The 11,679-nt window shown below is 45.3% G+C and carries 9 protein-coding genes; all 9 read left to right on the top strand.

Annotation, left to right across the window (positions count from 1 at the left end; genetic code table 11):
* Window positions 1–630 (top strand): transposase (locus FXZ76_RS06275; protein ID WP_147571574.1); only part of this gene is annotated, 630 nt, incomplete at its 5' end.
* 913 nt (window positions 631–1,543) lie between these two features.
* Window positions 1,544–2,092, top strand: a complete 549-nt coding sequence (gene pyrR, locus FXZ76_RS06270; protein WP_079536797.1) for a bifunctional pyr operon transcriptional regulator/uracil phosphoribosyltransferase PyrR — start codon at window positions 1,544–1,546, stop codon at window positions 2,090–2,092.
* 10 nt (window positions 2,093–2,102) lie between these two features.
* Window positions 2,103–3,047 carry an aspartate carbamoyltransferase catalytic subunit gene (locus FXZ76_RS06265; protein WP_079536795.1) on the top strand — a complete coding sequence of 315 codons (945 nt, stop codon included), beginning with the start codon at window positions 2,103–2,105 and terminating at the stop codon, window positions 3,045–3,047.
* Window positions 3,031–4,323, top strand: coding sequence for a dihydroorotase (locus FXZ76_RS06260; RefSeq protein ID WP_079536793.1), 1,293 nt, complete (start codon window positions 3,031–3,033; stop codon window positions 4,321–4,323). The genes FXZ76_RS06265 and FXZ76_RS06260 overlap by 17 nt, the downstream gene beginning before the upstream one ends.
* Entirely contained in the window at window positions 4,316–5,761 is a 1,446-nt protein-coding gene (gene carA, locus FXZ76_RS06255) for a glutamine-hydrolyzing carbamoyl-phosphate synthase small subunit (protein WP_079536791.1), read from the top strand. Before FXZ76_RS06260 ends, carA begins: the two co-directional genes overlap by 8 nt.
* On the top strand, window positions 5,754–8,969 hold the full coding sequence (gene carB, locus FXZ76_RS06250; protein ID WP_079536789.1) for a carbamoyl-phosphate synthase large subunit: 3,216 nt from the start codon (window positions 5,754–5,756) through the stop codon (window positions 8,967–8,969). The genes carA and carB overlap by 8 nt, the downstream gene beginning before the upstream one ends.
* A gap of 9 nt (window positions 8,970–8,978) precedes the next feature.
* Window positions 8,979–9,779: a dihydroorotate dehydrogenase electron transfer subunit gene (locus tag FXZ76_RS06245; RefSeq protein ID WP_079536787.1), complete on the top strand. Its 801-nt coding sequence runs from the start codon at window positions 8,979–8,981 to the stop codon at window positions 9,777–9,779.
* The gene (locus FXZ76_RS06240; RefSeq protein WP_079536785.1) at window positions 9,773–10,681 is read left to right on the top strand and encodes a dihydroorotate dehydrogenase; all 909 of its coding nucleotides are present in this window, start codon (window positions 9,773–9,775) and stop codon (window positions 10,679–10,681) included. The genes FXZ76_RS06245 and FXZ76_RS06240 overlap by 7 nt, the downstream gene beginning before the upstream one ends.
* On the top strand, window positions 10,675–11,400 hold the full coding sequence (gene pyrF, locus FXZ76_RS06235) for an orotidine-5'-phosphate decarboxylase (protein WP_079536783.1): 726 nt from the start codon (window positions 10,675–10,677) through the stop codon (window positions 11,398–11,400). Before FXZ76_RS06240 ends, pyrF begins: the two co-directional genes overlap by 7 nt.
* Window positions 11,401–11,679: the final 279 nt, after the last annotated feature.

The following is an 11,679-nucleotide window of genomic DNA, read 5'->3' as shown; positions in this document are numbered from 1 at the left end:
GGGATAGTGTTGCTCGCCTACGTGCTGATGTCGAACCACATTCATGCGCTGTTTTATGGGGACATTAAAAAGTGCGACAAGGTTTTTAGGTCCATTGGGTCGCGGTACGTTAAGTGGTTTAATCGAAAATATGGCCGGTCGGGCACCCTGTGGAATTCGCGTTTTTATTCGAAACCTGTGCAGGATGAGCTGCAATTTTTGCAAACCGCCGCATACATTTTCAACAACCCCGTCAAGGCGGGAATGGTCAAGCGCGCAGAAAATTACAAGTGGTCTTCATTCAAGGATTTAGATTCTGAAGAATTCGATGCTAAAGCTAAGGAAATCCTAGACACTACGCTTTCGATTTCGTATCTCAAGCAGTACACACATGACGTTGCCGAGAGTCAAATGAGCCCCGATGACGGGAAAGAATTTGAAGTGATTCCAAGCAGCACACCATCTGATATGTTGGTGATTGATGCGGTGAAAAGAATTGTGAAAGAGAAAAATCTTGGCAGAATATCTGCTCTGTCCAGTTCACTTTTAAGAAAACTTGTGAAGTCGCTTCTAAAACTTGGATCTAATATAAATCAAATTTCTCGGGTCACGGGTCTGACTAGGCATCAAGTTAGCATTCTTGCGACATAAGGATGTCTTTATAACTTTAGCATTTTTAAAACTAAAAGTTCTGAGCAGGGTATTTCGTTTTGTAATATAAGTTTTTGTGCTGCTGCGTTGCGAGAACACGACCTCTGATACTTACAGTTGACCTAACTCTGTACTAGACGAAAGTTCACTCTAATTGAAGCGTTGTCATTAATTTCACTTGAACTTTTTGGCTAGTTCATGGCTTGTTTTGTTTTGTGGCATTTTCCACCCCTTAAATAATCCCTGCGAGTTCGCTTATTTTGTATTTACTGGCGTTATTCTCGTAATTTCTGCTTATTCTTTTCGTAACTTGCTATCTTCCTCGCAAAAGTGCCAGTCATGAAACACAAGTGTCAGTCGTGTCTCGCTGGTTTGGTTACGCTGCAAGTGCCAGTCATGAAACAGTTATTGTGAACTTAACGCCAGTGATGAATCAATGCTCATGCTTCATTAGTACCAGTCATGAATTTTTACGCTAGAAAAACAAATGCAGCAATCGTAACAAACGCAAATCATTAGTGCCAGTCATGAATTCCCAGCACTGGTGACAGACGTGATTGATTAGTGATGTTAGTGCCAGTCATGAATTCCCAGCACTGGTGACAGACGCAAAGCATTAGTGCCAGTCATGAATTCGCAGCACTGGTGACAGACATATAACACCAGTGACAGACGTGCAGAAATGGTGCCAGACATAATATGTGAGACATGATATGTGGGAGTTATGTGATCTGATAGGCCGTGAATGCGCAACAATCTTTCACAACGGTGTCAAAATCGTATATAATCACTAAAGTCTTTAAAAGCGGCACAGAGAGGTCGACAAGACAAAGCGACATATGCCATAACTATATCTAGCTATGCTTTTCTTCTGCTCGCTCTCTATGTGCTCTGAGTTTTAGGAGTGATTCTTTTGAGCGAGAATTCAAGACCATTAAAATCTGTCGTTCTCACTGGTGAAGAAATTGACAGAACTCTCACTCGCATGGCGCACCAAATCTTGGAGTTCAACGAAGGCGCTGACAACATTGTATTTGTGGGTGTTGTTACGCGAGGTGATTCGCTGGCCAGGCGCTTGCGCCACAAGGTGATGGAGATTGAAGGAGCTGACATTCCCTACGGTAAGCTTGACATCAGCTTCTATCGTGACGATTATGCCACCAATTTTTCTCCAGAAATCAAGATGACCGACATTCGGTTTAACATCGACGGCAAGGACGTCATTTTGGTTGACGACATTCTTTACACCGGAAGAACTGTCCGAAGCGCCCTCAATGCGCTCATGGACATTGGTCGTCCAAAAACGGTTCAACTAGCGGTTCTCATTGACCGCGGCCATCGTGAGCTTCCAATTCGCGCTGACTTCGTTGGCAAAAACGTTCCTTCGTCATCGCACGAAGATGTCAAATTGTTCCTTGAAGAGGTTGACGGCAGAAATGCGGTCGAGATTTATGAGAAATAGGAGATGAAAAGTGGGCTTTAATCACAAAGACTTGATTGATTTGCGCGAATATTCCGCAGATGACATCATGTTGATTTTGGAAAACGCGAAGCGTTTCCGCGCCGTAAATGAGCGCGCTGTAAAACAGGTGCCAACTCTAAAAGGCGCCACCATCGTTAACATGTTTAACGAGCCATCTACAAGAACACGTTCAAGTTTCGAAATTGCAGAAAAAAGGCTTTCTGCCAACAGCTTGAACTTTGGCGGCTCTTCAACTTCCACAGTGAAAGGCGAAAGCCTCGTTGACACTGTCAAAACCCTTTGTTCCTACAAAGTTGATTTGATTGTAGTGCGCGATCGTCATGCCGGTGTTCCCAAAAAGATATCGAACGTTTCAGGCGTTCATGTAATCGATGCGGGCGATGGAAAACATCAGCACCCAACACAAGCACTTCTTGACCTTTATTCAATTTGGGAGCGTTTCGGTCATCTCGACGGCCTAAACGTGGGAATTGTCGGTGACATTTCTCACTCTCGCGTGTGCGGCTCTCTCATTCCAGCACTAAAAATCATGGGTGCAAACGTTTGTGTTGTGGCACCTCCAACAGTCATGCCAGCGCAAGTTGAGGTACTTGGCGCTGATTCGCAAACTAGCGATTTCTACTCTGTTTTGCCTGATCTCGACGTTGTCTATATGCTGCGCGTTCAGCACGAAAGAATCGAAGGAGCTCCATTCCCCTCAATTCGCGAATACCATCAGCGATTCGGCCTAACAGAAAAACACGAGCATTTAATGAAACCTCATGCTGTAGTTTGCCACCCTGGACCAATCAACCGTGGCGTCGAGCTCGACAGCTACATGGCTGATCATCCTGAGCGTTCGCTCATCCTTGATCAGGTTTATGCAGGAATTCTTGTAAGAATGGCTTCAATGTATCTTTTGTTGGGAGGTGTCAGTGATGGACTTGATTCTTAAAGGCGGTCACTTAGTTGATCCACAGGTTGGCATTGATGGAGTTGCCGACATTTATGTTAAAGACGGAAAAATTGCAGAAGTTGGAAAAGATCTTTCTGTTGAAGGTACAGAAATCATCGACTGTAACGGAAAGATTGTTACTCCGGGTCTTGTTGATGCGCATGTTCATCTTCGTGAGCCAGGCTTTGAGCATAAAGAAGACATTGAGTCTGGAACTCGCGCGGCTGTAAAAGGTGGTTTTACATCTGTTTGTGCGATGCCTAACACCGACCCATGCATTGATGACGCTGTTGGTGTTGAATATGTTAAAGCCGTTGCCGAGAAAAAGGGCCACTGCAAAGTCGAAGTTTCGGGGGCTTGTACGCACGAGCGCCAAGGCGAGACACTCTCTGACATGGGAGACATGTTCGAACATGGTGTTCGCATGTTCACTGATGACGGTGCGGGAATTCAAAAAGCTGGGATCATGCGCCTTGTCATGGATTATGCCTCTCAATTCGACTGTGTAGTTTCTGTTCATGCGCAAGACGATTCTCTCGTTGGCGAAGGCCAGGTTAATGAGGGGAAATGTTCCACCCGCCTTGGTCTTTCTCCATGGCCTGCTGAGGGTGAGGAAGTTGAGATTGAACGTGACATTTCGATGTGTCGCCTAACAGGTTGCCCATTACACATTCAGCACATTACAACTGCTCGTGGATTAGAGCTCGTTAAGCGTGCAAAAGCAGAAGGTTTGCCTGTAACGTGTGAGGTCACGCCTCATCACATGTTCTTAAATGAGAATGACATTGACGACACCTATCCTACTTCTCTAAAGGTCAATCCACCTCTGCGCACTGAAGTTGATACTAAAGCGTTAATTGAGGGAGTTAAGTCAGGAGATGTTGACATTATTGTCACAGATCACGCTCCTCATGCAGCATATGAAAAAGACAGAGAATTCGAGCTCGCGCCTTTTGGAATGATTGGACTTGAAACTTCTCTTGCTTTGATAAACACGAATCTCGTAAAAACAGGCGAAATTGATTATTCAAAGTTAGTTTCTTTAATGAGTGTTAAACCGAGAGAGATTCTTCGCGCTAAAGCCGTTAAACTAGAAGAAGGTGAAACAGCTGACATCACTGTTTTTGATCCTGATTTGAAATGGACGGTTGGCGAAGGCGGATTCGAATCGCGAGCTGAAAACAGTGGTTTTCTTGGGTGTGAACTTGTTGGTCGTGCGACCGAAGTTTTGGTGGATGGAAACATTGTTTTGAAAGCTGGCGAGGTAATTGACTAAACTCTCTGAGACTATTCTTAAAAACACTACTAAATTTGGCAGGAAACCGGCGCTGTTAGTTCTGGAGGATGGGACGAGTTTTTCAGGCTATTCTTGTGGAGTAGACGGAACGGCGTTTGGTGAGATTTGCTTCAACACGACTCTTGAGGGTTATTTAGAAGTAATCACAGATCCGAGCTACGCTGGGCAAATTGTGACCATGACCTATCCTCAAATTGGCAATTATGGAGTTAACCTTGACGATTGCCAGTCGGCGGCGCCTGCGATGCGTGCGCTTGTGGTTCGCGACATGTGCCAAACTCCTTCTAACTTCAGAAGTGAGATTTCGCTGCCAGATTTTTTGATAAGAAACAAAATCGTTGCAATCGAGGGAGTGGACACGCGCTCCCTCGTTCGTCATATTCGAGACTTCGGCGCGCAAAAAGCTGCTGTTTCGACTGTTGTTTTAGACGAAGAACGTCTCTTGGATGAAGTGAAAGAATCCACTTCTATCGTTGGACAGAATCTTGTGAAGACTGTGTCTCGCGCGGCTGCTTCTAAATTTGACGAATTGCCCGCTTCTCAAGCGTTTGCTTTCGGAATGCCTGCCGAGAAGAAGTATAAGGTTGTCGCATATGATTGCGGTGCAAAGCTTGCAATTTTGGAAAATTTAGTTCGTTGCGGTTGTGATTTGACAGTTGTTCCTTGGGACACCCCTGCAAAAGAAGTTCTTGGTATGCATCCTGATGGCGTATTTTTCTCAAATGGACCAGGTGATCCAGATGCGGTTGAGGACACATATGTCCAAGTTCGGGAGCTTTTAGGAAAGTTGCCAATTTTTGGAATCTGCTTGGGCCATCAAATGATGAGTATTGCAGCCGGCGCTGAAATTGAAAAGTTGAAATATGGTCATCGTGGCGGCAACCAGCCAGTTTTTAACCTGCTAACTCATCGCGTTGAAATCACTTCACAGAATCACGGTTTTGGATGTGTTTTCTCTTCGCTTGGTGAGTTGGAGGATGAATATAAGTCTGTTGAAGTGCCTCGGGGCCTCAACGGTTCTGCTGAGGATCTTCGTGCTTGGGTTCAAGCAGGTGTAGCACCTGTCGTTAAAAATGAAAAATATGGAAGAATTCGTCTCACTCATGTGAATTTAAACGATGGTACAGCGGAAGGCATTCAGTTTATGGATGTGCCTGCATTTTGTGTGCAATATCACCCCGAGGCAAATCCTGGCCCGACCGATTCTCACTATCTATTTACAGCATTCACGCGTTTAATGGATGGAGATGACGATTATTTGAACATCGATATTGCAAAAGACAGACTTGCTGGCTGGAGATTTGGAAGGAATTGTGCAACACCTTGTGCGGTTGACAGGAAAGATTCTTCGCCTTTAAATCTATCAAACAGTAAAAAGCCTTCTCATGAGAGCGGAGAGGAGGTAGCTAATGCCTAGACGTCAAGATTTAAAGAAAATTCTTGTTATTGGCTCTGGCCCTATTGTTATTGGGCAGGCTTGTGAATTTGACTATTCCGGAGCTCAGGCGTGCAAGGTTTTGGAAGAGGACGGATTCGAAGTCGTTCTTGTTAACAGTAATCCAGCGACAATTATGACTGACCCTGGCCTTGCGCATAAAACATATGTGGAACCAATTACGAAGGAATTCGTGGAAAAAATTATTGCAACTGAGCGTCCTGATGCTCTTTTGCCTACGCTCGGTGGCCAAACTGGGCTAAATGTTGCGGTAGAACTTGCAAAAAGTTGTGTGCTCGAGAAATATGGTGTTGAGATGATTGGCTGTGATCTCGATGCTATTGAGCGAGGAGAAGATCGCAAATTATTTAATGAATGCATGGAAGATCTTGGCATTGAAACAGCAAGAAGTGGCTATGCCTACAGCGTTGAGGATGCTAAGGAAATCGTCTCCAACCTTGGCTTTCCTGTTGTTTTACGTCCATCGTTTACCCTTGGTGGAGCTGGTGGTGGAATTGCTCATAACGAAGAGGAACTAGAACAAATTGTTGAGCAAGGTCTCGACCTTTCTCCAGTCGGCGAAGTTCTCGTGGAAGAAAGCATCGAAGGCTGGAAAGAATATGAGATGGAGGTCATGCGTGACCGCGCAGGCAATGGAATCATCGTCTGTTCAATTGAGAATTTCGATGCAATGGGCGTTCACACCGGCGACTCAATCACCGTTGCTCCTGCCCAAACTCTAAGCGATGTTGAATATCAACGCATGAGAGTTGCGTCTCTTGCTATTCTCGAAAAAATTGGCGTCGAGACCGGCGGTTCGAATGTGCAGTTTGCTATCAATCCTAAAAATGGACGCATGGTTGTCATAGAAATGAACCCACGCGTTAGCCGCTCTTCTGCACTTGCTTCTAAAGCGACCGGTTTTCCAATTGCAAAAGCTGCCGCAAAATTGGCAGTTGGATACACTCTAGATGAAATCACGAATGACATTACAAAGGCTACGCCTGCTTGTTTTGAGCCTTCTATCGACTATTGCGTCGTGAAGGTTCCACGTTTTGCTTTTGAAAAATTTAATGGCACCGACGACACTCTTTCGACTCGAATGAAGGCTGTTGGCGAGATTATGGCTATTGGACGAACTTTTGAGGAAGCATTAGGAAAAGCTCTGCGTTCCTTGGAAAATGGTAGGGCAGGCCTCATTGCCGATGGCAAGGGTGAGCGCGTTGAAACCAGAGAAGATTTTGACAGACTTCTTGGTCGTCCAACCCAAGACCGAGTCTTTCACATTGCCGAAGCGATGAAAAGCGGTTTTTCTGTTGATGAAATTGCGGAAAAAACTGGAATCGACAAGTGGTTTTTGAACAGGATGGCTGACATCGTCGCTGTTGAAAACAACATAGAAGGACACAAGCTTGAGGAGCTTGATGCCGATTCTCTGCTTACTATTAAACAGTTTGGCATTTCTGATGAGCAAATTGCGCATCTAATGGGCGGAAATTCGAAACTTGTTCGAACCGTGAGAAAAATTTTGGGGGTTCGTCCTGCGTTTAAGACGGTCGACACTTGTGCTGCTGAATTTGAAAGCAAGACAGCCTATCACTACAAGACATACGACGCTGCTGAAAGCGAGGTTGGCGCGCAAAAGACTAAGCCTCGTGTGATGATTCTTGGCGCTGGTCCAAATCGAATTGGGCAAGGAATTGAGTTTGACTATTGCTGTGTTCATGCATCATATGCCCTGCATGATGAGGGATATGAAACCATCATGGTTAATTGCAACCCAGAAACTGTGTCAACTGACTATGACACTTCTGACAAGTTGTATTTTGAACCGTTGACTTTTGAAGATGTGATGGATATTATCGATGCAGAAGATCCTGACGGCGTTATTGTCACGCTTGGTGGGCAAACTCCTCTAAAACTTGCGCATGATTTGGCTGAGGCAGGCGTGAAAATTATGGGAACACAACCTGAGGCGATTGACTTGGCAGAAGATCGAGACCAATTCAGCGCAATCCTTGATGAATTAGGTGTTACATATCCTGCCGCTGGTATGGCTTCAACTTTTGAGCAGGCTTGCAGTGTGGCAAAAAACATCGGTTTTCCACTTCTTGTTCGTCCAAGCTATGTTTTGGGTGGTCGAGGAATGGCGATTGTTTATGACACCGAGCATCTAAAGACCTACATGACGCAGGCGGCTAAAATTACGCCTGACCATCCAGTTTATCTTGATAAATTCCTCGAAGGCGCAATTGAAGTTGATGTTGATGCTCTTTGTGACGGCGAAGAGGTGTTCGTTGGTGGAATTCTGGAGCACATCGAAATGGCTGGAATTCACTCTGGTGACTCTGCTTGCTGTACGCCACCTTTTGCTCTGAGTCAATCAGAACAACAAAAACTTCGTGAAATTACTCGAAAGATTGCCCTCCGACTTGGTGTTATTGGCCTAATAAACATTCAATTTGCAGTAAAAGATTCGATAATTTATGTAATTGAAGCAAACCCTAGAGCCAGCCGAACTGTTCCTTTTGTATCTAAAGCGACAGGTGTTCCTCTGGCAAAGTGTGCTGCAAGAATAATGTGCGGAGAAAAGATTTCAGACTTAAATCTTCCGTCTGAAACGCGTGAGTTCAATCACTTCTCGGTAAAAGAGGCTGTGCTTCCGTTTGGAAGATTCCCGGGAACGGACACAATTTTGGGACCAGAGATGAAATCTACCGGTGAGGTCATGGGGATAGCTGATAACTTCCCAGCTGCGTATGCAAAGACACAGTTCGCAATTGACTACACAATGCCCACTAAAGGCACAGTTTTTATGAGTGTGTGCGACCGCGATAAACGAAACGTTTTTTCGATTGCGCGCGAGATTGAACGCCTAGGGTTTGACATTGTTGCGACGAAAGGCACTGCGCACGCTTTGAAGGCAGTTGGTGTTAAGTGTGAGGAAGTGAACAAGATTTCGGAGGGTGAATCAAACATTATTGATCGCCTTGCTAACGGAGATATTTCACTTGTGATTAACACTCCTTTTGGTGAAAAGGCTCGCGGTGACGGTTATGCGATTCGTTCCGCTTGTGTTCGTTATGGCGTTCCAGCGGTGACTACTTTGGAAGGCACGCAGGCAATAACAGCTGCTATGGAAACACTACGAGACGAAGAACTTGGCGTAATTGCGCTGCAGGATTTGTAGGGAGGAATTTTGGCACCTAAATTCGTTGAAAATGCGCAGGTTGTTTCGAACGAACAGCTTGCTTCAAACATTTGGAAAGTTGTGCTTTCCTGCAATCAAACGCCTGACGCAATTTTGCCCGGCCAATTTGTTCATCTTCAAGTTGACGGCGGATGCAAAGCGATGTTGCGAAGACCTTTTTCAATCATGAACGCTAATGCGGAAAATAAAACTATTGATATTGTTTATGAGGTAAAAGGCGCAGGCACCACGATGATGACAAAGTGGCAAAAGGGATACACCACAAGCATCATTGCTCCGCTTGGAAATTCGTGGTTGGCCACGCTTCCTGAGGGCGAGGATTCAAAAATTTCTCGGGCGTTAATCGTTGGTGGTGGTGTAGGTGCTGCTCCTTTGTTTATGCTTGCTAGAAATTTTGTGAAAAAAGGCATTAGTGTTGATGTTGTCCTTGGTGCTCGCACGAAAGAAGTTCTCGTGATGGAAGCTCCCTACAGAACGCTTGATCTAAACACTCTGGTTTGTGTAACTGACGATGGATCTTATGGTGAGGCTGGTTTTTGCACCTTTCCTGCAGTGCGTTTGATTAATGAGAATTCATATGATTATGTTGGAACATGCGGTCCAGCTCCTGTCATGAAGGCCGTTGCCGATGCCGCTAAAGAAAAGGCGAAGTTCGTGGAGGTCTCAACCGAAGAGCGAATGGCATGTGGCGTTGGCGCTTGCAAAACTTGCGTTGTTGACACGGTGAATGGAAAAGTTAAATCGTGCGACTGTGGGCCTGTATTCCCTGCGGAGGTAATTTCATGGTAAACATGGAGGTAAACGTTGGCGGGCTTGTGATGAAAAACCCAGTCACCAATTGTTCTGGAACTTTTGAATCGGGCAAGCCTTACGCCGATTTTGTCGACGTTGCCAAGCTTGGCGCCGTAACTGCCAAGGGCATGTCGCCAGTTCCTTGGCAGGGGAATGATACGCCAAGGATGTGCGAAATCACAGGTGGCATGATTAATTGCATTGGGCTTCAAAACGATGGTGTTGATCACTGGATTGACGATGATTACAAGTGGTTGAAAGACAAGGGAGCCACAATCATTGCTAATGTTTGCGGTCACGATTTAAGCGAATATGTGCAGGTTGTTGAGCGTCTCGAAGATGTTGATGTAGATGCCTATGAGATTAACATTTCTTGTCCTAATGTTGCTTGTGGCGGCGCATCGCTTGGAACAGATCCTAAGGCGGCAGCAGAAGTGATTGCTGCGTGCAGGAAGGTTACTGAAAAGCCAATGAGCGCCAAGCTAACGCCAAATGTAACCGACATCACTGTAATTGCAAAAGCTGTGCAGGACGCGGGTGCTGATGCTTTGTCAGTTATTAACAGTGTTCAAGGCATGGCGGTTGATGCAAAGACGAGAAAACCAAAAATTTCAAGGGTAATTGGAGGAATGGCAGGCCCTTGTCTGAAACCGATTGCTCTTAAATGTGTTTATCAGTGCTGGAACGCTACGCACATGCCAATTATTGGCATGGGTGGCATTTGCTCAGGAGAAGATGCTGTCGAATTTATGCTTGCTGGTGCTTCGGCAGTTGGGATTGGTTTTTCTAACTTTTTGGATCCAACTTCGACCGTTCGTGTGATTGATGAAATTGAACAATATTGCGAAGAACAGGGCGTTGAAAACGTTTGTGATTTGACAGGAGCTTTGGAATGTTAAGTGATTTTAAGAATCAGCCGCGGAAAGACCGCGTCATTATTGCTTTAGACTGTGAGGCCGATAAAGCGCTATCGATTGCATATCAGCTTGCTGGCGAGGCTAAGTGGGTCAAGATTGGCATGACTCTTTATTATGAATATGGCGAAGAGCTTGTGAAAATGCTTAAAAAGCGTGGGTACAACGTATTTCTTGATTTAAAATTTTTCGACATTCCTCATCAAGTTCATGGGGCGGCAAAGAGCGCAACGCTTTCAAATGCTGACATGATAACTATGCATGCAGTTGGCGGTAAAGACATGATGCAAGCTGCGATTGTAGGTTCGCATGAAGCTGCGGAAATTCTAAGGAAAGATGACCCAATTACTCTTGCGATTACTGTGCTCACTTCAATGAGTGAAGACGATTTGGCGGCCATGGGTGTTTCGCGTGAGCTTAATGAGCAAATAAAATGTTTGGCAAAATCTGCTACCGACGCTGGACTTTCAGGCGTTGTTGCTTCTCCAAAAGAAGCTGCAATGTTACGAGAAGTTTTGGGGCCAGATGCTTTCATCGTAACTCCTGGCGTTCGTCCTGCTGGCGCAGATCTTGGCGATCAGACACGTGTTACAACTCCTAAGCAAGCATTTGACAATGGTGCGTCGCACATCGTTATCGGGCGACCTATCACAGGTGCCGAAGATCCAATTGCGGCTTTCCGTGAAATTGTAGCTTCGTTGTAAAGTAAGTAAGTAATCGGCATTTGCAAAAGTGCCAGTCGTCGCGCACTGGTGCCAGTCATGAATGCCAAGCATCGGCACTGGTGCCAGACGTATTTTTTCTCCACGTCTTTCTGTTTCCTTTCACAAGACACAGCCGCCTTTCAATGGTGTCAGACATGAATGCCAATCATCAGCATTTGTGACAGACATAATTTTTCTCCATTTCCTTCGATTTGCTTTCACGAGTGCCAGTCGACACTCAATGGTGACAGACATGAATAATGTTGAAACGAAAGCCGC

The sequence above is a fragment of the Phoenicibacter congonensis genome (assembly GCF_902386915.1).
GTDB classification, from domain to species: domain Bacteria; phylum Actinomycetota; class Coriobacteriia; order Coriobacteriales; family Eggerthellaceae; genus Phoenicibacter; species Phoenicibacter congonensis.
Note: the sequence above shows the minus strand (reverse complement) of the source record. Positions and strands in the feature narration are given on the sequence as shown.